Below are 25,385 nucleotides of genomic sequence, written 5' to 3' on the forward strand. Positions count from 1 at the left end.
GCTTATTGTGAAAAAAGAATTTGCGGTGATTGGACTTGGCCGTTTTGGCGGCAGCATAGTCAAGACATTAGCTGAAGAAGGATTAGGGGTTCTGGCTATCGATGCTGACGAAGATCGAGTGAATGAATTTGCCAGAATAGCTTCACATGCCGTAGTAGGGGATACGACAGATGAAAATGTACTGAGAAACTTAGGGATTCGGAATTTTGATCACGTCATTGTAGCGATTGGCGAGAATATTCAAGCTAGTATATTGACGACTCTTATGCTTAAGGAATTGGGTGTCGGAAATGTTACGGTTAAAGCGCAAAATGATTATCATGAGAAGGTTCTTCGTAAAATCGGGGCCGACTATGTCGTGCACCCCGAACGAGATATGGGGAGAAGGATTGCCCATAATATCGTCTCCAATAATATTCTCGATTATTTAGAGCTTTCTGATGAACACTCCATCGTCGAAATTGTTGCAAGCCAAAAGATGAATGGAAACTCGATATTTGACCTTGATATCCGTGCTCATTATGGGCTGAATATAGTCGCGATCAAAAGAGGGAATGAAATCAATGTTTCTCCTCAGGCAAACGATTTAATTCATAAAGGCGATATATTGATCGTCATTGGAGCAGATTCCGACATCAATCGTTTTGAAAAAAAGATTGTAGAATAAGTAAGTGTCATGCTAAAATCGAGCAGCGCTTTTATCAAAGGAAAACAAAAAGGGTTTTGGAATGGTCTCATTCCGAAACCCTTTTTGTTTTTTTATTGGATTTGAAGTAGTTATAGAGAATTGCCTGCATCGACAATTTTTTAATTCCCTTAAGTAGTCCTACGAAAACCATTCTTTTCTTTTACATCTGCGAGTACACGCAATATTGTTTCTTTGCGTTTCGCATATATAGATTTTACATCTACATAATGACACAAATGATCTTTACTTTCGTACACTGTGATAAAAGTGAACAAGTCGCACAAATAGGTTTGGATGATTTGTACTCTCTATTTTGATTTAGTTCTTCTTGAAGGCGTACTTGATAAACTCGTGTTTCCGGCACTGGCTTTCCACAGTGTGGAATCAACAAATATATGCTTCTTATCAGTTTACTTTTGGAAGCTTTCCATTAAGATACGATAGAAAATCTATTCAAGCATCCTTATCACCTCAAGTTTTAATACTCCTTTTTTAAAACAAAAAAGCCTGTAGGCAAAAGGAGTTCTATCTAACTGTTAAAACAAAGTTGATTGGAATGGGTGTTCGAGACTCCTGCGGGAGTACGCGTCCAAGGGAGACCCCACAGGCACTAAGGAGCCGAGGAGGCTCCCGGACCGCCCGCGGAAAGCGAGTGCCTGGAGTGGAATTCAACGTTCGAGATTTACAAATCTAAACAAAAAAAGCCCAGCCAAATGATGGCTGGGCTTTTTTTATTATTGGACTTCCATGATGATCGGCAGGATCATTGGACGGCGTTTAGTTTTTTCATATAGGAATGGAGATAAAGTGTCTGTAATTTCATTTTTAATTTCAGACCATTGTGTAGTTTTTCGATCCATCACCTTATTTAAATGCTTAGTTATTAAGGATTGAGCATCGCTGATAAGGTCTCCAGATTCTCTCATATAAACAAATCCGCGTGAGATGATGTCAGGTCCGGATGCAATTTTGAATTCCTTCATATTGATGCTGACAACGACAACGACAAGGCCTTCCTCGGAAAGGATTCGACGATCACGGAGAACGATATTACCGATATCCCCGATGCCGCTTCCATCGATATAAACCGAACCTGAAGGGATCTTACCAGCAATTTGTGCTGTGTTTTCACTTAGGGATAGAACTTCACCATTATCCATGATAAAGCAATTTTCTTCCGGAACTCCGCAATCGACTGCATGGCGGGCATGTAGTTTTTGCATACGGTATTCACCATGGATTGGCATGAAGAATTTTGGTTTAATCAAACGAAGCATTAGCTTTTGTTCCTGCTGTCCGCCATGTCCTGATGTATGAATGTCATTCAAAGGACCTGAAATGACGTCTGCTCCTGCACGATATAATTGATTGATCGTTCTGGAAACACTGATTGTGTTACCTGGGATAGGTGAAGATGAAAATACTACAGTATCACCAGGAATGATTTGAATCTGACGGTGAGTGCCATTCGCTATGCGCGACAATGCTGCCATTGGTTCACCTTGACTCCCTGTACAAAGGATGGTTACTTTATTCGCAGGCATACGATTCAATTGCTGTACATCAATAAATGTATCTTTAGGCGCTACGATATAACCAAGATCTTGTCCAATTGATATGGCTGAATCCATGCTTCGGCCAAAAACGGCTATTTTACGGCCGTTAGCCACGGCTGCTTCTACAACTTGCTGAAGGCGATGGATGTTCGATGCAAACGTTGCAAAAATAATCCGGCCGTCAACCTTACGGAAAATGTCATGAATGGTATCGCCGACACGGCTTTCGGACATAGTAAAGTTCTGCACTTCACTATTTGTGCTATCCGAGAGTAAGCACAATACACCTTCTTTACCGATTTCAGCCATTTTGGTCAGGTTTGCAGGCTCGCCCACTGGTGTGAAGTCGAATTTAAAATCACCAGTATGGACAATTTGTCCAGGTGGTGTTTTTACAACGATTCCATAAGAGTCAGGGATACTGTGAGTTGTGCGGAAGAATGAGACGGACGTTTTCCGGAACTTGATCACTTCATCTTCACTGATTTCAATCATGGTTGTCTGACGTAAAAGGCCGTGTTCTTCCAATTTATTACGAAGCAGTCCAAGTGCCAGTTTTCCGCCGTACACAGGGACATTCACTTTTCTAAGTAAATAAGGAATCCCGCCAATATGGTCTTCATGGCCATGAGTAATGAAAACACCTTTAATTTTATCTACATTTTTCTCTAAATAGCTGTAATCTGGAATCACATAGTCAATACCGAGAAGCTCATCTTCAGGAAATTTAATTCCAGCATCAATGATGATGATTTCATCTTGAAACTGAACAGCATATGTGTTCTTACCGATTTCGCCTAAACCGCCCAGGGCGAATACAGCTGTTTGATCGTTTTTTACAAATTTCATAAATTATAGCTCCAATACTTTGTAATCTTCATTTTGTTTTTCATATTCTAAATATGCTCCGGTTACAGGTAATACGATTTCTACGTTATAAGGTTCCTTTTTTAATTTTAAACGAACGTCACGAACGGATTCACCTTCGACAAACATTGTTTTAGTATTCTCCCTGATGGGAACCTCTGATATGGTTACTTGATAGTATACCTTAAAAACCATTTTAATCTCTCCTCACTTGTTTGCATTGCTTTTTTCATTATATATAAAAACAACAATTTTTTCATGTTTTTCAACATCATGTAAAAATAAACCCAGCTCCGCCATAAAAACGGAAGGGGTTTGATGAATTAAATATACCAATGTATAAAAGTATATAAAAAAATAGATGGCCGATTCTGGTATCAATCCAATTGTGTCTTCCTCTATCTTATATCCTATCCGTTTTTGCCATGTGTAAAACTTAAATCATGGGATCTTTTTTTTCGTAAACGATTTCTTTCTAATTAATACAGTACGACTGTGTGCAGCGTTTCATGAAAACACTACGACTCATATCTTTATTGAAATATGTATTCACCTGACCATATAAAAGCCAAGATAGAAAGAAAGAATGCTTAACAAGAACTTTACAACAAGGAAGAAGCCCTCCGCAAGTTTTTGAAGGACTGTCCGAAAAAAATTCGCATATGGATGACGGCCAAGGCAGGAATGAGTGGCAAATTATGCGATAGATTTTTTTCTTAAAAGATCATTCCATTGTTTAGCAAGCTTTTTACGAAGCTTTTTTAACATGGCGATCACGCTCCCTTAATTATTATTGTATAGGATTATTCAATAATGTAAATACGTCTTTACAGGTCCTTGGCCCATTTTTGAAAAAAAAGGCTCATTCAAACAAGCAGCTGGGATTTTTGGAGGCAAGAAGGATGGGAGAAGTAATCTAAGAAGCCTGAGTTGTTTTTCTATTAAGAATAGTATATGCCCATTCGTGAATAAAAAACGTAAATTGAGTGGAATCCGGTTGTGTTACTTGACTTATCTTGATGACAATTATTAAATGGGTACATATTAAAAAAGGAAAAAATGAATGAATTGGAAGTGAATCGTTAGTGAAAATCGTATTCTTTGATATTGACGGAACGTTGCTTGATCATGAAAAAAAGTTACCTGCTTCAACAAAAAAAGCCATTAAGCAACTGCAGGATAGCGGGGTTTTTGTAGCGATTGCCACAGGAAGGGCTCCGTTTATGTTCGAATCTTTAAGGGAAGAGCTTGGTATCGATACATTTGTAAGTTTCAATGGACAATACGTTGTTTTTGAAGGGAAAGTCGTTTATAAAAACCCTTTGAGCATACCTGAGATAAAACGGCTCCACGAACATTCTGAAAAAAATGAAATACCGATCGTTTTCATGAATGAGGAGACAATGAAATCGAGTGTTCCACATCATAGCAGAATTGAAGAAGCATTAAGCAGCCTGAAGTTTCCCCACCCTGAACATGTGGCAGATTTTTATGAGGACCATGATATATACCAAGCCTTATTATTCTGTTCGGAAGATGAAGAAGGGAACTTTGTTGGGAAATATGATGACTTCCATTTCATTAGATGGCATGAGTATTCAACGGATGTTCTTCCATTCGGGGGTTCAAAAGCTGAAGGCATTAAAATATTAATGGAAAAAGTCGGGTTTGCTCTGGAGGATGTTTACGCCTTTGGAGATGGCTTAAATGATATAGAGATGTTAAAAGTAGCGGGATATGGCGTGGCAATGGGGAATGCCGGTCAACTTGTGAAGCAAGAGGCCGACTTTGTAACCAAGGATGTCGATGATGATGGCATACTTTTTGGTTTGAAGGAACTTGAACTGATATAAAAAACAAAACCCCCGTCAACCAACAGACGGGGGTTTTGCTTATTACGTTACCTTTCCACCGCAATTGAATTTTCCGGTATGGCATAGGGGTCTTCCGGATTGATATGATCATAAAACATGATTCCATTAAGGTGGTCGATTTCATGTTGAAAGCAAATGGCTGCGATGCCTTTCAGGCGGAGCTGAACTGATTTTCCTTCCAGGTCCGTACCCACAACCGTTATTCGAGCATAACGGGGCACATAGCCGGAAACGGGACGATTTACGGAAAGGCAGCCTTCTCCGGATGTCAAATATGCTTTTTCCACTGAATGGCTGATGAGTTTAGGGTTGAAAAGTGCATAGCTATACAGTTGACCATCTTTTTCTTTCAAATGAACCGCGATCATCCTTTTTGAAACATTCACCTGTGGTGCAGCCAAGCCAATTCCTGCCCTTAACCCGTATAGTGCAGCAATATCGGGCTTCTGGCTGTTTTGGACATATTCCATCAAGCTGGCTAAAAGTTGCTTATCTTCATTTGATGCCGGAAGCGGAACCTCTACCGCGACTTGCCTTAAGATTGGATCGTCTTCATTAACAAAATCATCCATGGTAAGCATAATCTTTCACCCCACAAAAATTCTTATAATATGTATAGGATTATTTTAACAAAAAAAATACTGAAAGTTAATGGATGATCTAATGAAAGAAAAATGGAAGGGATGGAATCAAGTCATTAATTCCTATCCCAGCCATTATATTATTTGCGTGTTGAGGTCTATTTAAAAAAATAAATCATTTTTTGTGAATTAGGGTAAATAGTTAACATTTTCGGGTAAAGGTAATAGTAATTATCTGGTTAGCAAAAGCACGCGCCGACAATGATTAACAGAATGAACAGGACAATGATTAGAGCGAAGCCGCCTCCAAAGCCGCAGCCGCCTCCACCATCACCATAACCATAGCTGGGTGCAACGGAAACCGGATAACAACAATCCTGGTTGTAACCTCCATACATAATTTCATACCTCCGTTTTTTGTATTATTAAAATGCTGACCACTCTGATTTGAAACGGTCCCTACAGCCTATGCAGTATGGCTTAAAGGGTGTAGGCTAGCGCCCAGTAATGAAAAAAACCTGTTCGGAATATGAATGTAACAAGTGTTTGCGGCTAATAAGGGAAATTAGAGAAATATGAATCTTCGAAGTACTATCAGAAGGAGCTGTCTATGTTGAATCGTTTTGGTCCATATGTTATTTTACTTCTTTCTTTAGTGATCTTGACTGGTTGTTTTAATGGTTCGCCGGAAGAAAGAATCCACAAAATCCTAGAGAAAACTGCAGAAAAGGAAAGTGATTTCACCGAGCATCAAGAGCCACTTAATGATTTGGAGAAAAAAGAAAAAGAAAAATATGAGAAAATAATTAAACTTGGATTGGATGATTATGAACAGATCGTCGAGCTTTCAGATGAAGCCACCAAGAATATCGACCAAAGGGAAAAAATAATTGAAAAGGAACAAAGCAGTATGCAATCCTCAAAAGAACAATTCAATCAGATAGATGAACAAATCGGGAAAATAGAGGATGAAAAAATAAAAAAAGAAGCGACTGAAATGAAAAAGGTCATGAGTGAGCGCTATAGCACCTACGATAATTTATATGATGCATATCAACAAAGTCTGGCTTATGATCGTGAATTATATGAACTATTTAAAAAAGAGGATTTGAAAATGGATGAATTACAAGTGCAAATCGAGAAAATAAATACCTCTTATACAGAGGTTTTGAAAGCGAATGAGGAATTTAATGCATTAACGGAAAAATCAAATCAAAAAAAAGAAAGTTTTTATGATAGTTCCGGCATAGAAATGGCTGATTCAACAAAATAATATAAATAATGATGGGCTGTGATTCTCACTCACAGCCCATATTTTTGTTCAATCCAGTTCATTTAGGGTCTGGGAAATTCTAGAATAGCCTTTTTTGTGCAACCAGCTTGAGGGGAATTTTCATACCTGTACTAAAAAAAAACGATAATCAAAATTCTAACAGCAGACTTATATGAAAGCGTTTGAAAATTTTTTTGGAATATTATTCCGAAGGCTCAAATGCCTATAGTTAAAGCGGTTTTGGAATTGATCCGATATGCTGGGGGATTTAAATGTTATCCTTTACCATCCTTAAATTGAAAATTAGGGGAAATTTAATAGTACAGTTGTAAAGTCAAAACTAATACAGAGAAGAAGTATGAGTATTGGAAATTCTATAAAATCAAAATTATAAGGAACTCCAAGTGATTGACTTGATGTTAATTCATCTTGTAAACTTAATCTATAAAAATTCTTGTATCATTTTCCTTGATTTTTTTTATGGTACAGAATAAGATTGAGACATATTAAGCATATCCACGTTTGAGGATTGGTCTTAAGGGAAAAATAAAAGAATGAATTGTTGAAGAAACTAAAAAGCAAACTATTTTTGCTTTATAGAATAATAATAGCGAACCTTTTTAATGAAAGGATGAGGTGCCAAATGGCTCAAAAAACTAAACAAGCTAAATTTAATGTTCAGGATCAGCTTAAGAAAGTAGAAGAACAATTTGAAACTTTTCAAATTTTAAATGAAGAGGGAGAAGTCGTTAATGAAGCGGCAATGCCTGATTTAAGTGATGAACAATTGCAAGAATTAATGCGTCGTATGGTTTATACACGCATCTTGGATCAACGTTCTATATCACTGAACCGTCAAGGCAGATTAGGTTTCTATGCACCGACTGCCGGTCAAGAAGCTTCTCAAATCGCTTCCCAGTATGCTTTGGAAAAAGAAGATTTCATTCTGCCTGGTTACCGTGATGTTCCACAAATCGTTTGGCATGGCCTGCCGCTTTGGCAAGCATTCTTATTCTCTCGGGGACATTTTAAAGGAAATCAAATTCCTGAAGACGTCAATGTAATTTCCCCACAAATCATTATCGGGGCTCAATATATCCAAGCTGCCGGAGTGGCTCTTGGGTTGAAGAAACGCGGGAAAAAAGCTGTAGCCATCACATATACGGGTGACGGTGGAACTTCACAAGGTGACTTCTATGAGGGAATTAACTTTGCAGGTGCATTTAAAGCGCCGGCTATCTTCATCGTGCAAAATAACCGTTTCGCAATCTCGACTCCGGTTGATTTGCAATCAGCATCAAAAACATTAGCCCAAAAGGGTGTGGCTGCAGGTATTCCTGGCATCCAGGTTGATGGTATGGATGCGTTGGCTGTTTATACAGCAGTTAAAGAAGCACGTGAACGTGCAATTAATGGTGAAGGCCCTACATTGATTGAAACATTAACTTACCGTTATGGTCCACATACGATGGCTGGGGATGACCCGACACGTTACCGTACTTCCGAAATGGATAACGAGTGGGAACTGAAAGATCCATTGGTTCGTTTCCGTAAGTTCTTGGAAAACAAAAAACTTTGGAATGAAGAATTAGAGAACGAAACGATAGAAAAAGCAAAAGACGATATTAAAGAAGCAATCAAATTGGCAGATGCAGAACCTAAGCAAAAGGTTACAGACCTTATTGAAAACATGTATGAAGAAATGCCTTATAACTTAAAAGAACAATATGAAATTTATAAAGAGAAGGAGTCGAAGTAAGCCATGGCTCAATTGACGATGATTCAAGCAATTACAGAAGCATTACGTACAGAACTTAAAAATGACGAGAATGTACTCGTTTTTGGGGAAGATGTTGGTGTTAATGGAGGAGTTTTCCGTGCAACGGAAAATCTTCAAAAAGAATTCGGTGAAGATCGTGTATTCGATACACCTCTTGCTGAATCTGGAATCGGTGGATTAGCGGTCGGTCTTTCTTTACAAGGTTTCCGTCCTGTTCCTGAAATTCAATTCTTCGGGTTTGTATATGAAGTAATGGATTCCGTAAGCGGTCAGCTTGCTCGTATGCGCTACCGTTCAGGCGGACGTTACAGTGCACCGGTTACAATTCGCTCACCTTTTGGGGGCGGAGTGCATACTCCGGAAATGCACGCTGATAGCTTGGAAGGTTTAATGGCTCAGCAACCAGGGTTAAAGGTAGTTATCCCTTCCACTCCTTACGATGCAAAAGGCTTATTGATTTCAGCTATTCGTGATAATGACCCTGTCATTTTCCTTGAGCACATGAAATTGTACCGTTCTTTCCGTCAGGAAGTTCCTGAAGAAGAATATACAATTCCATTAGGAAAAGCGGATGTGAAAAGAGAAGGAACGGATTTATCCATTATTACGTATGGTGCGATGGTACAGGAATCCATCAAGGCAGCTGAGGAATTGGCTAAGGAAGGACATTCCGTCGAAGTAGTCGACTTACGGACTGTATCTCCATTGGATATCGATACAATCATTGCTTCTGTAGAAAAAACTGGACGCGCTATCGTTGTTCAAGAAGCACAAAAGCAAGCTGGTATAGCAGCGAATGTCGTAGCGGAAATTAACGAACGTGCCATTTTGAGCTTGGATGCTCCAGTGTTGCGAGTGGCGGCTTCTGATACGGTATTCCCGTTTTCACAAGCTGAAACAGTATGGCTCCCTAATTATAAAGACATTATTGAAACGGCGACTAAAGTCTTGAAGTTTTAACAATCTTAAGTAATGGGAATGAATGTCCTGCTTGGGAAAGTAATATCGCATTAACGGTAATGCAAGATAAAGGACTTTATTCAAAGCACTAAGTATGATTTAATATAGGAGGTTGAACTCAGTGGCATTCCAATTTAGACTCCCTGATATCGGAGAAGGTATACACGAAGGTGAAATAGTGAAATGGTTTGTAAAACCAGGAGATAAGATTCAAGAAGATGACGTGCTTTGCGAGGTTCAGAACGATAAGGCCGTTGTTGAAATCCCATCACCGGTGGAAGGTACCGTTGAAGAAATCCTTGTTCAAGAAGGAACGGTTGCCGTTGTTGGCGATGTACTTGTAACTTTCGATGCTCCAGGTTATGAAAATCTTCAGTTTAAAGGGGATCATGGAGAAGAAGCGAAGGCAGAAGGTGAGAAGAATACGGAGGCCCAGGTTCAAGCAACTGCTGAAGCTGGACAGGAAGTCAAGAAAGAGGCTGCTCCGGTTCAAGAAAATAATGGTGTAACGGGCGCGGGATCACAACCACAAGTTGAGGCAGATCCTTCACGACGTATCATCGCCATGCCTTCTGTTAGGAAATATGCACGCGAACAAGGGGTAAATATTCGTGAGATTTCTGGTTCTGGGGATAACGGCCGCATCATGAAAGATGACATAGATGCTTTCAAAAACGGCGAAACTGCTCCACAGCAACCGGCAGCTCAAAGTGAAGCTTCACAACAAAATGATACGGAAACAACCGAAAAACAAAAAGTTTCAATTCCAGAAGGGCAATATCCTGAAACTCGCGAAAAAATGAGCGGCATGAGAAAAGCGATCGCCAAAGCAATGGTGAAATCCAAACAGACAGCTCCGCATGTTACATTAATGGATGAAGTCGATGTGACGCTATTGGTTGCTCACCGTAAGAAATTCAAGGAAATTGCTGCACAAAAAGGAATCAAGCTTACATTCCTACCTTATGTTGTTAAAGCGTTAACAAGTGCATTGCGTGAATTCCCTATGCTTAACACATCATTTGATGATGAGGCTAGTGAGATTATCCATAAACACTATTACAATATCGGAATTGCGGCAGACACAGACAAAGGACTGCTCGTTCCAGTTGTAAAAGATGCAGATCGTAAATCAACTTTTGCTATTTCACAAGAAATTAATGAATTAGCGACGAAAGCCCGTGACGGCAAATTGGCTCCTAACGAAATGAAAGGTGCTTCTTGCTCCATTACGAATATCGGTTCCGCAGGCGGTCAATGGTTCACACCTGTAATCAATCATCCAGAAGTTGCCATTCTAGGGATTGGACGCATTGCCGAAAAAGCAATTGTACGCGACGGGGAAATTATCGCCGCTCCAGTTCTGGCATTATCACTGAGCTTTGATCACCGCATGATTGATGGAGCAACAGCTCAACATGCATTGAATCATATCAAAAAGTTATTGAACGACCCAGAATTATTGTTAATGGAGGCGTAAACAATGGTAGTAGGAGATTTTCCAATCGAAACAGATACTTTAGTGATCGGTTCAGGCCCAGGGGGATATGTTGCCGCAATTCGCGCAGCACAGCTTGGACAGAAAGTAACGGTCGTTGAAAAAGGAACAATCGGCGGAGTTTGTTTGAATGTAGGCTGTATCCCATCGAAAGCTTTAATTTCGGCTGGACACCGTTTCCATGAAGCTCAGCATTCAGAAGATATGGGTATCTTTGCAGAAAAAGTTTCTGTTGATTTTTCTAAAGTACAAGCTTGGAAAGGTTCTGTTGTTAAAAAATTAACAGGCGGTGTAAGCAGCCTATTAAAAGGTAATAATGTTGATGTTGTAACTGGAGAAGCTTATTTCGTTGACGAAAACAGCATCCGTGTTATGAATGAAGACTCAGCCCAAACATATACATTTAAAAACGCAATCATCGCCACTGGTTCATCGCCAATCGAGATTCCGTCATTTAAATATACGAAACGTGTACTTAATTCCACTGGTGCTCTTGCTTTGGAAGAAGTTCCAAGTTCGATCGTGGTAATCGGCGGAGGTTACATTGGAACTGAGCTTGGCGGAGCATTCGCAAGCTTCGGCACTAAAGTTACCATCCTTGAAGGTACGGAAGAAATCCTTTCTGCAGGCTTTGAAAAACAAATGGCAGCACTTGTTAAGCGTAACCTTAAAAACAAGGGTGCTGAAATTGTTACTAAAGCAAATGCTAAAGGCGTGGAAGAAACTGAAACAGGTGTAACCGTTACTTATGAAGTAAAAGGCGAAGAGAAAAAAGTTGAAGCCGATTACGTTTTAGTAACAGTTGGACGTCGTCCAAATACGGCAGAGATCGGCCTGGAGCAAGTCGGAATCAAAATGACTGATCGTGGTTTGATCGAAACGGATAAACAATGCCGTACAAGCGTAAAAAACATTTACGCAATCGGTGATATCGTTTCTGGACCTCAGTTGGCTCATAAAGCTTCTTATGAAGGTAAAATTGCAGCTGAAGCCATTGCAGGACATTCATCTGAAATCGACTATCTTGCTATTCCGGCTGTTGTATTCTCTGAACCGGAACTTGCTTCTGTCGGTTATAATGAAAAAGAAGCGAAGGAAGCTGGAATCGAAGCGCTTGCTTCTAAATTCCCATTCGCTGCAAATGGACGTGCTCTTTCTTTAAATAATACGGACGGATTTGTGAAGCTTATCACTCGCAAAGAAGACGGATTGGTTATAGGAGCACAAATTGCAGGACCAAACGCTTCTGATATGATTGCAGAACTTGGTTTGGCTATCGAAGCAGGAATGACTGCCGAAGATATCGCAATGACAATCCATGCACATCCAACTTTAGGGGAAATCACAATGGAAGCTGCTGAAGTTGCCCTTGGAACTCCTATTCACATCATCAAGTAATTGATTTTTATAAAAAAGCGTACTGCCTAATGCAGTACGCTTTTTTTGTTTGCCAGATATACAAATATGAAGGATGACTCCCCAGTCATGATTTTCTTCACGCTTGTTAAATGAAAAGGGTAAAAAGGGCATAAGCTATAAAAGGACTTCTTACTTTTTTCCTTGAAAGGGTTTGAAAAAGGTAATAAAGGATAAAAAAATAAGATGAGCGATATGTTAAAGGAATATTTTTTGCCAATAAAAAGATCATGGCTGATATATTCATATCAAAATGGGGTGGATCACTTGAAAAATTATCTGGTAATCCTCTTTCAACTAATCGTTTGGAGTGGGTATACATTAGTTGAATGGCTGTCTGTTAACGATCGTTTCGTTTTCAAAGTATTCATGTTTCTGGTCTTTTCCTATCTAGCCATTTACATTGGTAAAATGATTTTAAAATCCAATAGGCGAACAATGCTTGTTACCGTGATAAGTCTATTATGCTACGGTATTTTGCAAATCCTTTTGGAAATGCTAGTACCCGTTTATTGAATTTTTAAGCAAGCCGCAATGACACAAGAAACCACGGAGGAACCATGATTAACAAAGGAGTAGCATTATTCACATTAGTATCATTTTTATTGATGGCATGCAATGGTCCGAGTTCCAGTCGAACGGAAAATGATAATCAAAAAAGTGTGGAAACGACAACAACGGTCCAAGATGAAAGCCAGCAAGAGAAAGATCTGAAAAACGAAACGTCAAAAACAATTGTCGATGGGCATGTAAAGGCAGAATATCGGGTGGACAAAGAATATTGGTCATTTAAACCAATTGGGGATGCAAATCCGAAAGTTGTGCTGTTAACATTTGATGATACACCTGATAAATATTCTCTGAAAATCGCCCAGACGCTGAAGCGCCTTGAAGTACCTGCGATTTTTTTCGTGAACGGTCACTTTCTTGAAAATGATGAAAATAAAGCGGTGCTAAAAGAAATTCATGAAATGGGTTTTTCTATCGGTAATCATACTTATTCCCATGTGAATTTAAAACAGTTAACCGAAAAGGAACAAGAGCGGGAAATCGTAAAATTGAACAATTTGGTAGAAGGCATTACAGGGGTACGCCCTAAGTACTTCAGGGCGCCATTTGGATCGAATACCGAGCATTCAAAAAAAGTCGCTGAGAAAGAAAAAATGTTGGTCATGAATTGGACATATGGATACGACTGGGAAAAAGAGTATCAGGATAAAAAAGCTTTAAGGGAGATCATGTTGAACAGCCCTTATTTAGGAAATGGTGCGAACTTACTGATGCATGACCGGCAATGGACGAGTGAAGCCATTGAGGATATCGTGAAAGGTTTTCAAAAGAATGGTTATGAGATTCTTGATCCAAAGTTAATTGAAACGCCTGCATGAGCCAATTCCGGCTTCTGCAGGTTTTTTATTTCCTTGGATAATAATACATCACCCGTTTATTGAAGAGATGTAGCTGCGCCCGTAATTTCTTTGCAAGGAACTTGCACAGTTCATTAGCTTTCCCCTTATCACCGAAAGTTGCTGTTTCAGGGAGGGTAAATTGGATATAGGATTGAATCCGCTCTGATCCGTCTTCATCCTTAACGACTTCTTGGTCAACGCCTATCAATATCATGTGATATCGATCTTCTTTGGATTGGAGATATATGGCCTTATCTTTCATCTTTTCTGGTTCTTTCATTTCATAAGGAAATGCTTTCTTATCATAGTCCCAATCCAGTTGCTTTCCGGTTTTCGCTGTGATCATTTGATAATAGTTCAGCAGTTCTTTCACGTCTTCGATGGTTACAGTCCCTTTCACGGACTCAGGAACAAGTTTGATATAGGCATTTTCAGTCATGTGGATCCCCCTTAAATCGATAGGATGTAAGAATATATTAACATTTTATGGATGTATTATATACATATCTATATGTAAATTAAAAGACGAAATTCCTTTTTCACCTTGCTATGCAAAAGCAAGAGGTGTGATGAAATGAGCGCCAGGGCCCAAAAAGGAATCGTCTAACGAACGATTGGAGTCAATTGCTTCCTACATGAGGGTTCATTAAATAGGAAAAAAGTATATATGTTATACTTTTTAGCTTGAAATAATAAATGTGTTATATTATAATTCATATAAAGCGGTTACATTACGTCATTGATGCATACAATATAGAGGAAGGGGTTGTAAAAATGGGAACTATCGTATGTCAAACTTGCAATAGCACGATTGAACATTTTGAAGATGAAAAAGTAAGTGTACTATATACACACAATCACAACTGCCAAAGCTGTGATACAGCTGCCTCTGAAAAATAAATCGAAACAGGATTATAAGATTAATAGAATTTAAGGGTGTTTCAGGATTGTAACCTGGAGCACCCTTTTTATAGAAGTCAATGAAGCGAAAATCTTCAGTTTATCGGGAGCTACATGCTCAATAATAAAGGGGGCAAAAAAACCAGAGCAGCACTTCGCTCTGGTTTGATGGGATCAATCAATTTTTAATGATACGTAAATATTTTATTTCTGGGTCCTCAGGGCCTTGAACAGGAAGGCCGGCCTCGATGTTTTTCCGGATGTAATTGATATTATCTTCAGTAATCAATTCACCTGGTATGAAGATTGGGATTCCAGGCGGGTAAACCATGATGAACTCAGCGCTAATTTTGCCGACAGATTCCTCAATGGGAACCACTTCGGTTTCTGCATAAAATGCTTCCCTTGGTGATAAAGCCAATGGTGGTGTATCAGGAAGCAGGACTTCGATCTTTTCATGTTCAGCCGCCATTTCCTTAAACTCATCGGCCAAGTCTCTAAGGGCAGTAATCAGAAGGTCCGCTTCTGTTTTTGAGTCTCCAGGTGTTATCAGGCAAAGGATATTGTACAAGTCAGAAAGTTCCACTTCGATATTATGCTTTTCACGAAGCCATTTCTCAACGTCGTATCCGGTAATATTCAATTCCTTGATGGATATGATCAATTTAGTCGGGTCATAACTAAAGGCTGCCTCACTCTCGAGAATTTCGCTGCCGACACAGTAAAGATAAGGAATCTCATTAACGGCCTCACGGATATACCCTGCGAGATTGATTGCTTCATCAATCATTTCCCTGCCTACCGTCGCAAGTTGTCTTCTGGCCGTATCCAGGGAAGCCAGAAGGATATAGGAGGTTGAGGTGGTTGTGAGCATGCTCAATATGGCTTGAACACGATTTGCGGAAACCAATCCATTCCTTACATTTAATATGGAACTTCCCGTTAGTGAACCGCCCAGTTTATGAACACTCGTTGCAGCCATATCCGCTCCAGCTTGCATGGCTGACATCGGCAAGTCTTCATGGAAGTGTATATGGACACCATGTGCTTCATCTACCAGTACTGGGATTTTGTGGGAATGAGCAACTTCCACTATTTTTTGCAAATCAGCCGAAATGCCGAAATAGGTTGGATTGATGACAAGCAATCCTTTTGCATCGCTATGTTCCCTTAAAGTTTTTTCGACGGCATCTACGGTGATTCCGTGTGAGATGCCCAAATCTTTGTCTATTTCAGGATTGATGAAAATGGGAACAGCTCCGGAAAATACAATGGCAGACATTACGGATTTATGTACATTCCTTGGGACGATGATTTTGTCCCCAGGTCCGCAAACTGTCATGACCATCGTCATGATTGCTCCACTTGTTCCTTGAACGGAAAAGAATGTGTGATCCGCCCCAAAAGCTTCAGCGGCAAGATCCTGAGCTTGTTTAATGATCCCCTTTGGCTGATGGAGATCATCGAGTGGAGCGATATTGATTAAATCTATAGATAATGCATTTTCTCCAATGAAATTACGGAAATCAGCGTCCATTCCTTTTCCTTTTTTATGACCTGGAATATGAAATTGAACGGGATTTTTTTTTGCATGCTGCAATAAGGCAGTGTATAAGGGTGTTTCATTCTGTGACAATTCTTTGTGGCCCCTTTTCAATAAAATAGGTACGTAATATTTGGGAGTACATACTCCCTTTCTATTAATGATCGTATGTTTCTCCGATTCCATCGTATGGTTAGTAAACTTGTGGATAGACATAAAACATATGAATTATAGCACGTCTTATAATAAATGCCTAGAGTGACTTTAATGTCCTGACTTAAACAATTTATATATGTCTTTGTTGTTAAGGGGCTCAATAAAATTATCAGCAGATTATAAATGTCCATTTTCCTAGTATTTACTGGATTTACTCAAGAATTCTTCCTTTATTAATATTGTAGGTGAGTTTAAAAATTGAACGGTTAAACAATATTTGCCATAATGAAACTAATGATTTTTGAGAGCTAAATAAACAAACCACATAAAATGAAAAAGGAGCTGAGGAGTTTGAAGTGGAAAACGCGTGTGACCGATTTGTTAGGTATTCAATACCCAATCGTACAAGGGGGATTGGCCCATTTAGCATATGCAGACCTGGCTGCGGCAGTTTCGAATGCAGGAGGGCTGGGGCAGGTAACGGCCATGTCCTTGGACAACCCGGAGCAACTGACAGATGAAATTAGAAAAACCAAATCATTGACGGATAAACCGTTTGGTGTGAACTTTGCAATCGGTCAGCATGGAAGACCTTATGAACACATGCTGGAAGCAGCCTTGAAAGAGGATATCGCAGCTGTTTCCGTAACCGGCGGCAACCCTGCACCATTTCTTGATTACGTCAAAGGAACCCAGGTGAAAAAACTCGTGCTTGTTGCTGCAAGAAGGCAGGCAATGAAGGCTGAACAGCTTGGGGCAGATGCGGTGATGGTAGTTGGTCAGGAGGGTGGAGGACATTTAGGCCGTGATGATATCGGAACTTCTGTGTTAATTCCTCAAGTTGTGGAATCCGTTAATATTCCAGTCATCGCATCGGGTGGTTTTGGCGATGGACGAGGTTTGATGGCAGCATTGGCACTTGGTGCCGAAGGAATCGAGATGGGAACACGATTCATAGCAGTCAAGGAATGTGTTCATGCACATGAATTATATAAAAATGCCTTGGTTTCCGGCACAGAAAATGATACGGTTGTCATCAAGCGTTCCATTGGTGCACCAGCAAGGGTAATTGCAAACAGCTGGACCGATAAGATCCTTGAAATAGAAAAAGAAAACGGCGGATATGAACAATTGAAGGATTACATAAGCGGAAAAGCGAATCAGCGTTATATCCATGACGGTGTCGAAGGTGAAGGCTTTGCTTGGGCTGGACAAGTGATGGGGCTGATTCATGATGTACCATCGACTGCTGAACTATTCAGTCGGATTATCGACCAGGCGGAAGCAATTCGCTCAAAATGGGCAGACTGATGATGCATGGTCTGCCGGACAGCATGAAAAACTATCTAGAAGGAGCGTGTTTAGGGTATGGATTATCAATATCCAATGGATCTTGATTGGTCTACTGAAGAAATCGTAGATGTGATCAAATTCTTTGAAGCTGTAGAAAAGGCTTATGAAAATAAAATACAAAAGGAAGAATTTATGAAGGCTTACCGAAGATTCAAGGAAATAGTCCCCGGTAAGGCGGATGAAAAAAAGTATACGGATGAGTTTGAATCAGTCAGCACTTATTCAGCCTATCTTGTTATTAAGAAGGCAAAAGGAATCGATGACGGGGAATGGATAAAAATGAAAAATTAAAAATATTTTTAGAAAACTCCATTGACTTACTGAAAAGATTGTTTTAACATAATAAGCAAGAAAATGATAAAGGCAGTGACGAAGAAGAGTACCTTAATGATGTTCTGCAGAGAGCCAGTGGTTGCTGAAAACTGGTGAACGAATTTAAGCGAATGGACTTCCGAGCCCCAAACCGAAACGGATGAACGGAGTAGGCTTTGGCGATTATCTCATCGTTAGTGGAGATAGGCATGTTAATGCCGAAAAGTGAGCTAATTTAGCTAATTAAGGTGGTACCACGGGTTCCTCGTCCTTTGGATGAGGGGCCTTTTTGCGTTTTTATGGAAATGATAATTAAATCTATGAATGAGAGTAGTAATCTTTTTAGATGCGTAACAGAGAGCCGGGATAGGTGGAAACCGGTACGATATAAGAAGATGAATGGACTTATGAGTGGTTTCTTGAAATAAGTAGGGAAACTCGGCTGCCACCGTTAAAGGGTAATCGCAAGAATTTTTCATTTCTTGCTTGAGAGGGAAAAATGATGCGTTTTTCCAACTTGAGGTGGCACCGCGGTTTACCGTCCTCTGCAGACACATATTTGTGTTTGCGGGGGATTTTTTTATTGGGATTTCAATATATATACCTTTTAGAGAAAAAATCAAAAAACCAGAGGAAATGAAAACTCCGGCACTTGGCCAAAAGGGTTTTCCCTTCCAGGGGTTTATAAGAGCGCATAAGAATCGGGAGGGAATTGAGAGATGAATAATTTGGATGAAAAAAAAATACTCCGTTTCAAAATGGACACAATTGAAGGGGATATCCACACACCCATTGCCATATTTCAGAAATTAGATGGTGACCAGAAGTTTTTATTGGAAAGCTCAAATTCGCATCATGACAACGGCCGCTACTCCTATCTAGGTTCAAAACCTTATCTGGAAGTGACATCACTTGCTGGCCAAGTAAATGTGAAAGATACTGAAACAGGTGATCAAATTGTAAAGAACATCAATATCATCGAGTTTCTAAAAAACGAATTACTAGTGGAGATAGGAGAGGCTCCCATACATCTTCCGCCATTTAACGGTGGTGCAATCGGATATATGGGCTATGATATCATTCGTCTGTATGAAAATATAGGTCCGGTGCCTCCTGATTCTCTGCAAATGCCTGATGCTCATTTTCTCTTTTATAAAGAACTGTATATATTCGATCATGTTCTACAGAAGATCCATCTTTTGACTGCGGAAGAAGATAGTGAAAAAAGTTTATTGGGGATGAAGGAAAAAATCAATCAGGCAAGCAAACCGTCAAAGGAAATATCGTCGGAATATTTGGAATTCAAATCGAATTTCAGTCAGGATGAATTCGAGAAAATGGTCCTTGAAGTTAAATCAGCGATTATAGCTGGTGAAGTGTTCCAAGTTGTTTTATCACAAAGGTTCAAAGCGGACTTCGATGGGGAGCCTTTCGATGCCTACCGTCGTTTACGTTTAGCCAACCCCTCTCCTTATATGTTTTATATAGAATTTGGTGACTATACAATTATTGGGTCGTCTCCAGAAAGTTTGATCAGTGTTTCATCAGGAATGGTTCATGTTAATCCCATTGCCGGTACAAGACCGAGAGGGAAAACGGATGAAGAAGATAAAGGCTTCGAAAAAAGCCTGCTGATGGATGAAAAGGAACTTGCCGAGCATAAGATGCTTGTTGATTTGGGTAGGAATGATCTTGGCAGGGTTTGCGAAATCGGTTCAATCCACCTTACCGAGGAAATGGAAATTCAAAGATATCAGCATGTCATGCATATTGCTTCGAAGGTTAGCGGAAAGCTTAGGGAAGGGTTCACGAGTTTAGATGCGCTGACGGTCTGCCTCCCTGCCGGAACAGTCTCAGGTGCTCCAAAAATCAGGGCAATGGAGCTGATCAATGAACTGGAAAATTGTAAACGGGGGATGTATTCGGGCTCGATAGGGTTCATAGGTTTTGGAGGGGATCTTGATATGGCATTAGCCATTCGGACGATGATCATTAAAGATGGCAAGGCCTATGTACAGGCAGGGGCAGGAATTGTATATGATTCAGATCCAAAAACGGAATTTGAAGAAACACAAAATAAAGCACGCGCTTTAATGGAGGTTCACACAAAATGATTTTATTAATTGATAACTATGACTCGTTCACTTATAACCTTTATCAATATTTAGGAGAAGTGGAAAAAGAAATCATAGTAAAAAGGAATGACGAAATCAGCCTTGCGGAAATTGAGGAACTGAATCCAATGGCAATCGTCATTTCCCCGGGACCCGGCAGGCCGGAAGATGCTGGTATCAGTATGGAAATCATCCGTAATTTTTATGAAAAGGTTCCGCTATTAGGCATTTGTTTGGGGCATCAGGCCATTGGGGCGGTTTTTGGTGCGAATGTGGTTGGAGCGAAACAAATCATGCATGGGAAAACATCGGTTATCGAACATGATGGAACAGGTGTATTTGCCAAACAGGACTTACAATTCCCGGTAATGCGTTACCATTCCCTTGTAGTTGAAAGGGCGAGTTTGCCAGATGAACTGACTGTGACGGCAGTAGCACTGGATGATGGGGAGATTATGGCCCTGAAACATCAAGATTTCCCGCTTTACGGTTTACAGTTCCACCCTGAATCAATAGGGACGAAAATCGGCAAGGAATTATTACATCAATTTTATGAGATTGCGGGAACCTTCCAATCTGAGAAGGAACAATCCATCTTATAAAAAAACGACTGGGGGAGTTAGCGGTGAAGGAGTATTTAGCGAAGTTAGCAGAGCGTCAAACATTGACGGAAGAAGAGATGAGCAGAGCAGCCCAAGCGTTATTTTCTAAAGATATAACCGAAAGCGAGATGGCAGCTTTCATCATTGCCCTAAAATCCAAAGGGGAAACCGCAGGTGAAATAGCAAGCCTTGTCAGAGTCATGAGAAAAGAAGCAAGAAGTGTACGAACAAGCTCTATTAATGTTATGGATAATTGCGGAACGGGAGGAGATGGGTCACAAAGCTTCAATATAAGTACAGCATCAGCATTCGTTCTTGCCGGGGCCGGTGTCAAGGTTGCCAAACATGGAAACCGCAGCATTTCAAGCAAAACGGGGAGTGCGGATGTATTGGAAGAATTAGGTGTTAATTTGTACTTGGAGCCTGACATGTTAAAAGAACTGTTGGAGGAAAATGGGATCACATTCTTATTTGCTCCATCGGTCCACCCTAATATTGCACGGATAATGAAAGTGAGAAAAGAACTGAAAATCCCGACGATATTTAATCTAATCGGTCCTCTGACAAATCCAGTCCAACTCGACACGCAATTAATGGGAATTAATCGACGTGATATGCTCGAGCTTTTTGCGGAAGTCCTACATAAATTAGGCAGGAAACGCGCGGTCGTGATAAATGGTGCCGGGTTTATGGATGAAGCGAGCCTGCAGGGAGAAAATTCACTCGTGCTTTTGGAGCAAGGGGATATTATCCCATTTACGCTGCACCCTGAAGAAGTGGATCTGCCGGTTTACGGAAATGATGCCATCCGCGGCGGTGACGCAAAACAAAATGCCGATATCATGCTTAGGCTTCTCAAAGGGGAAAAAGGGGCCTATCGTGATACCGTTTTATTGAATGCTGGATTGGGATTATACGCACATGGTACGGCAGCAACGATCAAAAAGGGAATCTCCATGGCTAAAGAAAGCCTTGATAGCGGATCGGCTCTTGCAAAGTTAGAAAATCTGATTGCTTATGGCAATAGAAATAAGGTGGTCATGTAATGGAAAATATCTTAACGAAAATCATCGAACAGAAAAAGGTGGAAGTCGCAAAATTAAAAGAAAGGGGCTTAGACGATTCGGTCATGATCAACATAGTCAGACCATCTTTAGTGGAAAATTTGAAAACGGCTAAATCGATGGCGGTTATCGCGGAAATAAAACGGGCTTCCCCTTCAAAAGGGGACATTAAAATCAATGTAAATCCGATCGAGCAGGCCCTTTCATATGAAAGTGGCGGAGCGGCAGCGATATCCGTATTGACGGATGAGGTTTTCTTTAAAGGATCAATTGCAGATTTGAGAATCGTAAGCGAGGCCATACGGATTCCCAGGTTGTGCAAAGATTTCATCATCGATGAAATCCAAATCGATCGCGCCCATCAAGCTGGTGCCACTATCATTCTATTGATTGTGGCAGCACTTTCTAAAGAACGCCTTCATGAATTATATCAATATGCAAAAAGAAAAGGGCTTGAAGTATTGACGGAAGTCCATGATGAAGCCGAACTGGAACGGGCTCTAGAGCTGAATGCAGAGTTAATAGGGATTAACAATCGAAATTTAAAGACCTTCAAAGTGGATTTGGCTGTAACGGAACGACTGGCGAAGTTACTTGATCCTAAACGCCATATCATTATCAGTGAAAGTGGAATCAAAACAAAAGAAGACGTGATGCGTGTGAAGGAAGCTGGTGCAAAAGCGATTTTAGTCGGGGAGACACTGATGACTGCATCAAATCTTCCGCACACGATGGCCGAATTGCAAATGAGTATATAAGGAGATTAATATGTTAGTGAAAATCTGTGGGATAAAGACATTGGCAGCCGCTCAGACTGCTGTTAGTTCCGGAGCAGACTTCATTGGTTTCATTTTTGCCGAGAGTAGCAGGAAGGTTGAGCCAGAGATAGTAGGAGAATTCGGAGCGAATCTAGCTGGACAGGTTAAAAAGGTCGGAGTGTTTGCTAATCAAACTGAACAAGAAGTGATAAAAAGTGCTGAAATTGCAGGATTGGATTATATTCAGCTTCATGGTAACGAGTCTGCCAGCTTTGCCTGCAGAATGCCCCTACCGGTTATCAAGGCCTTTGCCGTCAATTCAGAGAAAGACCTTGAAAACCTTCATGAATACCCAGCAGATTATCTATTAGTAGATCTTCCTAAGAGTTCATCTGGAAAGGGATTGACTTTGGATTGGGATATGATCCGAAAAGCGGATCTGCCACTGGGGAAGGTAATTCTAGCGGGTGGGCTGACTCCGGAAAATGTCGGAAAAGCGATTAATGCCGTTTCACCATTCGCAGTTGATGTAGCCAGCGGCGTTGAAACAAACGGATTAAAAGATGCCGTAAAAATAAAGGCATTTATTAATGAGGCAAAATATACAGCCGGAAAAGAGGAATGAATTGATGAACACTTATACACAGCCTGATAAAACTGGACATTTTGGAGCATATGGAGGCCGTTTCGTTCCGGAAACTTTAATGGCGGCGATTACGGAGCTTGAAGAAGTATATGAACAATCTAAAAATGATCCTGAATTCCAAAGGCAGCTAAATTATTACCTGAAACAGTATATCGGTCGGGAAACACCACTTTATTTTGCGGAGAACTTAACGAGGCTTGCAGGTGGTGCAGATATTTATCTGAAGCGAGAAGACTTGAATCATACCGGAGCCCACAAAATAAATAATACGATCGGTCAGGCATTGCTGACTCAGAAAATGGGCAAGAAAAAGGTGATTGCCGAAACGGGTGCAGGACAGCATGGGGTTGCAACGGCGACTGTGTGTGCTTTGCTGAAGTTGGAATGCATCATCTTTATGGGAGAAGAAGATATCAGGAGACAGAAATTGAATGTATTCAGGATGGAGCTTTTGGGAGCCAAGGTCATATCTGTATCACAAGGAAGCGGGACACTGAAGGATGCAGTGAATGAGGCGTTACGATATTGGGTGGCGAATGTGGATGACACCCATTATATAATGGGATCAGTTCTTGGTCCGCATCCATTCCCCGTTATTGTACGTGATTTTCAAAGCGTGATAGGGAATGAAACAAAGCGTCAATATTCGGAGGTGGTTCACTCCCTACCGGATGCAGTAGTTGCTTGCATAGGCGGAGGAAGTAATGCAATGGGAATGTTTTATCCGTTCATTGAGGATGAAACGGTAAAATTATACGGAGTGGAAGCGGCAGGGCATGGACTTGAAACACCATTACACGCTTCAAGTTTGACTAAGGGGAAACCTGGGGTGCTCCACGGGGCATTCATGTATGTACTGCAGAACGAGGACGGTCAGATCCAGGAGGCACATTCAATTTCTGCAGGGCTGGATTATCCAGGGGTAGGGCCTGAACATAGTTACTTAAAAGATACAAATCGGGTGAAATATACTTCCGTAACCGATGATGAAGCCTTGGAAGCTCTAGCGATGCTTTCAAGGGAGGAAGGGATCATCCCTGCTTTAGAAAGTTCACATGCCATTTCCTACGGTTTAAAGCTTGCTAAAGAAATGGAGAAAGGAACAGGACTGGTGATTTGCCTGTCCGGCCGTGGTGATAAGGATGTTGAAACGGTCCAATCATTGATGGGGGGTAGTGAACATGAATAAATTAACAAATGCGCTTGAAGAATGTCAAACAAAGAAGGAAAAAGCATTCATCCCTTATATTATGGCAGGGGATGGAGGGCTTGAACGGTTAAAGAGCCAGCTTCTTTTTCTTGAAAACAGCGGTGCGACTGCCGTTGAACTAGGTATACCATTCTCTGATCCTGTCGCTGATGGACCGGTTATCCAACAAGCCGGCATCAGATCTTTGGAAAATGGAACAACTTTAAAAGATGTCCTGAAAAAAGTAATGGAAATCAAAAATGAAGTGACCATCCCAATTATTTTAATGGGATATACGAATTCGATCCTGGCATATGGACTTAAAGAGTTTACGAATGACTGTCTCAATGCAGGGATTTCCGGGTGCATCATCCCCGATTTACCGATTGAAGAAGAAGCCATCTTTTCATCAATCAAAACTGCAGGGATCGTTCTTATCCGACTTGTGACACTCACGTCTTCGAAAGAGCGTATCACTGAGATTACTGCAGGGGCGGAGGGATTCATCTACGCAGTTACAGTCAAAGGCATTACGGGTGCCCGTGACGCCTTTGGGGAAGAACTTGGAGGCTATTTAAAGAAGGTAAAAGAGATAAGTCCGGTTCCCGTTCTTGCTGGGTTCGGCATATCGACGCCAGATCATGTCCGTGATGCAATACAATACTGCGATGGTGTCATTGTCGGCAGCAAGATCATCGAATGCTTCGAGACAGGTAAGGAAGATCAAATTGGTGATTTGATACAAGCAAGCAAAGGAGTAGTGCAAAAATGAGGAAAGGAGAGCCATTAAGGCTCTCCTTTTTTCTTAACCAGTTTAATAATTGAAGGCACCCGATATTCAATCCG

25 protein-coding genes and 2 other annotated features are annotated in these 25,385 nt (G+C 40.6%); of the genes, 19 read left to right on the top strand and 6 right to left on the bottom strand.

All coding sequences use genetic code 11. The features are described from left to right. Window positions 1–7 precede the first annotated feature (7 nt). Complete coding sequence (locus AC3ISB_RS07405) at window positions 8–667, top strand: potassium channel family protein (RefSeq protein ID WP_098371142.1); 660 nt, start codon at window positions 8–10, stop codon at window positions 665–667. A 755-nt stretch (window positions 668–1,422) separates the two neighbouring features. On the opposite strand, the gene rnjA is transcribed toward AC3ISB_RS07405, so the two are convergent. Together rnjA and AC3ISB_RS07415 are read right to left on the bottom strand one after the other, a co-directional pair. Then, window positions 1,423–3,093: a ribonuclease J1 gene (gene rnjA, locus AC3ISB_RS07410; RefSeq protein ID WP_063231995.1), complete on the bottom strand. Its 1,671-nt coding sequence runs from the start codon at window positions 3,091–3,093 to the stop codon at window positions 1,423–1,425. 3 nt (window positions 3,094–3,096) lie between these two features. Then, entirely contained in the window at window positions 3,097–3,306 is a 210-nt protein-coding gene (locus AC3ISB_RS07415; protein WP_034314070.1) for a DNA-dependent RNA polymerase subunit epsilon, read from the bottom strand. Window positions 3,307–4,196: 890 nt separating this feature from the next. Between AC3ISB_RS07415 and AC3ISB_RS07420 the strand changes: the two genes are divergently transcribed. Next, entirely contained in the window at window positions 4,197–4,964 is a 768-nt protein-coding gene (locus AC3ISB_RS07420) for a Cof-type HAD-IIB family hydrolase (protein WP_452451088.1), read from the top strand. Between the two features lie 47 nt (window positions 4,965–5,011). Here AC3ISB_RS07420 and def read toward each other — a convergent pair whose 3' ends face one another. Continuing rightward, window positions 5,012–5,566: a peptide deformylase gene (def, locus tag AC3ISB_RS07425; protein ID WP_098371140.1), complete on the bottom strand. Its 555-nt coding sequence runs from the start codon at window positions 5,564–5,566 to the stop codon at window positions 5,012–5,014. Window positions 5,567–5,805: 239 nt separating this feature from the next. After that, window positions 5,806–5,964: a YjcZ family sporulation protein gene (locus tag AC3ISB_RS07430; RefSeq protein ID WP_098371139.1), complete on the bottom strand. Its 159-nt coding sequence runs from the start codon at window positions 5,962–5,964 to the stop codon at window positions 5,806–5,808. Window positions 5,965–6,176: 212 nt separating this feature from the next. Between AC3ISB_RS07430 and AC3ISB_RS07435 the strand changes: the two genes are divergently transcribed. The 7 genes from AC3ISB_RS07435 to AC3ISB_RS07465 all read left to right on the top strand — a co-directional run bounded on the left by AC3ISB_RS07435 (window position 6,177) and on the right by AC3ISB_RS07465 (window position 13,881). Then, window positions 6,177–6,839, top strand: coding sequence for a YkyA family protein (locus AC3ISB_RS07435; RefSeq protein ID WP_144550148.1), 663 nt, complete (start codon window positions 6,177–6,179; stop codon window positions 6,837–6,839). 643 nt (window positions 6,840–7,482) lie between these two features. After that, complete coding sequence (gene pdhA / locus AC3ISB_RS07440; RefSeq protein WP_141992437.1) at window positions 7,483–8,598, top strand: pyruvate dehydrogenase (acetyl-transferring) E1 component subunit alpha; 1,116 nt, start codon at window positions 7,483–7,485, stop codon at window positions 8,596–8,598. A gap of 3 nt (window positions 8,599–8,601) precedes the next feature. After that, window positions 8,602–9,579, top strand: coding sequence for an alpha-ketoacid dehydrogenase subunit beta (locus AC3ISB_RS07445; RefSeq protein ID WP_098371136.1), 978 nt, complete (start codon window positions 8,602–8,604; stop codon window positions 9,577–9,579). Between the two features lie 121 nt (window positions 9,580–9,700). Then, window positions 9,701–11,059 (top strand): dihydrolipoamide acetyltransferase family protein, encoded by a 1,359-nt coding sequence (locus AC3ISB_RS07450; protein ID WP_141992436.1) that lies wholly within the window; start codon window positions 9,701–9,703, stop codon window positions 11,057–11,059. 3 nt (window positions 11,060–11,062) lie between these two features. Then, window positions 11,063–12,475, top strand: coding sequence for a dihydrolipoyl dehydrogenase (lpdA, locus tag AC3ISB_RS07455; RefSeq protein ID WP_098371134.1), 1,413 nt, complete (start codon window positions 11,063–11,065; stop codon window positions 12,473–12,475). A 276-nt stretch (window positions 12,476–12,751) separates the two neighbouring features. Then, a complete protein-coding gene (locus AC3ISB_RS07460) occupies window positions 12,752–13,009 on the top strand; it encodes a hypothetical protein (protein ID WP_311608312.1) in 258 nt (85 codons plus the stop codon). Window positions 13,010–13,053: 44 nt separating this feature from the next. Further along, complete coding sequence (locus tag AC3ISB_RS07465; RefSeq protein ID WP_144550150.1) at window positions 13,054–13,881, top strand: polysaccharide deacetylase family protein; 828 nt, start codon at window positions 13,054–13,056, stop codon at window positions 13,879–13,881. A gap of 25 nt (window positions 13,882–13,906) precedes the next feature. Here AC3ISB_RS07465 and AC3ISB_RS07470 read toward each other — a convergent pair whose 3' ends face one another. Beyond that, window positions 13,907–14,341, bottom strand: coding sequence for a DUF1885 family protein (locus AC3ISB_RS07470; protein WP_098371132.1), 435 nt, complete (start codon window positions 14,339–14,341; stop codon window positions 13,907–13,909). 335 nt (window positions 14,342–14,676) lie between these two features. Here AC3ISB_RS07470 and AC3ISB_RS07475 point away from each other — a divergent pair, with 335 nt between their 5' ends. After that, window positions 14,677–14,802 (top strand): GapA-binding peptide SR1P, encoded by a 126-nt coding sequence (locus AC3ISB_RS07475; RefSeq protein WP_072272684.1) that lies wholly within the window; start codon window positions 14,677–14,679, stop codon window positions 14,800–14,802. 178 nt (window positions 14,803–14,980) lie between these two features. On the opposite strand, the gene AC3ISB_RS07480 is transcribed toward AC3ISB_RS07475, so the two are convergent. Further along, window positions 14,981–16,438 carry an aminotransferase class I/II-fold pyridoxal phosphate-dependent enzyme gene (locus AC3ISB_RS07480; protein WP_141992434.1) on the bottom strand — a complete coding sequence of 486 codons (1,458 nt, stop codon included), beginning with the start codon at window positions 16,436–16,438 and terminating at the stop codon, window positions 14,981–14,983. 393 nt (window positions 16,439–16,831) lie between these two features. On the opposite strand from AC3ISB_RS07480, the gene AC3ISB_RS07485 reads away from it, so the two are divergent. The 9 genes from AC3ISB_RS07485 (at window position 16,832) to trpA (ending at window position 25,311) form a co-directional block, all read left to right on the top strand. Further along, on the top strand, window positions 16,832–17,812 hold the full coding sequence (locus AC3ISB_RS07485; protein WP_489275955.1) for an NAD(P)H-dependent flavin oxidoreductase: 981 nt from the start codon (window positions 16,832–16,834) through the stop codon (window positions 17,810–17,812). Between the two features lie 57 nt (window positions 17,813–17,869). Further along, window positions 17,870–18,145 carry a UPF0223 family protein gene (locus AC3ISB_RS07490; RefSeq protein ID WP_098371129.1) on the top strand — a complete coding sequence of 92 codons (276 nt, stop codon included), beginning with the start codon at window positions 17,870–17,872 and terminating at the stop codon, window positions 18,143–18,145. Window positions 18,146–18,211: 66 nt separating this feature from the next. Continuing rightward, window positions 18,212–18,442: a binding site (T-box leader), on the top strand. A gap of 35 nt (window positions 18,443–18,477) precedes the next feature. Beyond that, window positions 18,478–18,715, top strand: a binding site (T-box leader). A 170-nt stretch (window positions 18,716–18,885) separates the two neighbouring features. Continuing rightward, window positions 18,886–20,280, top strand: a complete 1,395-nt coding sequence (trpE, locus tag AC3ISB_RS07495; protein WP_098371127.1) for an anthranilate synthase component I — start codon at window positions 18,886–18,888, stop codon at window positions 20,278–20,280. Continuing rightward, window positions 20,277–20,882 (top strand): anthranilate synthase component II, encoded by a 606-nt coding sequence (locus AC3ISB_RS07500; RefSeq protein WP_098371126.1) that lies wholly within the window; start codon window positions 20,277–20,279, stop codon window positions 20,880–20,882. Before trpE ends, AC3ISB_RS07500 begins: the two co-directional genes overlap by 4 nt. A 23-nt stretch (window positions 20,883–20,905) precedes the next feature. Beyond that, complete coding sequence (gene trpD / locus AC3ISB_RS07505) at window positions 20,906–21,928, top strand: anthranilate phosphoribosyltransferase (protein WP_098371125.1); 1,023 nt, start codon at window positions 20,906–20,908, stop codon at window positions 21,926–21,928. Next, window positions 21,928–22,704, top strand: coding sequence for an indole-3-glycerol phosphate synthase TrpC (trpC, locus tag AC3ISB_RS07510; protein ID WP_480339159.1), 777 nt, complete (start codon window positions 21,928–21,930; stop codon window positions 22,702–22,704). The genes trpD and trpC overlap by 1 nt, the downstream gene beginning before the upstream one ends. A gap of 10 nt (window positions 22,705–22,714) precedes the next feature. Next, complete coding sequence (locus tag AC3ISB_RS07515) at window positions 22,715–23,329, top strand: phosphoribosylanthranilate isomerase (protein WP_480339158.1); 615 nt, start codon at window positions 22,715–22,717, stop codon at window positions 23,327–23,329. Between the two features lie 4 nt (window positions 23,330–23,333). Further along, entirely contained in the window at window positions 23,334–24,539 is a 1,206-nt protein-coding gene (trpB, locus tag AC3ISB_RS07520; protein WP_098371122.1) for a tryptophan synthase subunit beta, read from the top strand. Continuing rightward, window positions 24,532–25,311, top strand: coding sequence for a tryptophan synthase subunit alpha (trpA, locus tag AC3ISB_RS07525; RefSeq protein ID WP_098371121.1), 780 nt, complete (start codon window positions 24,532–24,534; stop codon window positions 25,309–25,311). The genes trpB and trpA overlap by 8 nt, the downstream gene beginning before the upstream one ends. The last annotated feature ends 74 nt before the right edge of the window (window positions 25,312–25,385 follow it).

It is taken from the genome of Peribacillus sp. GL_122, from assembly GCF_057835005.1.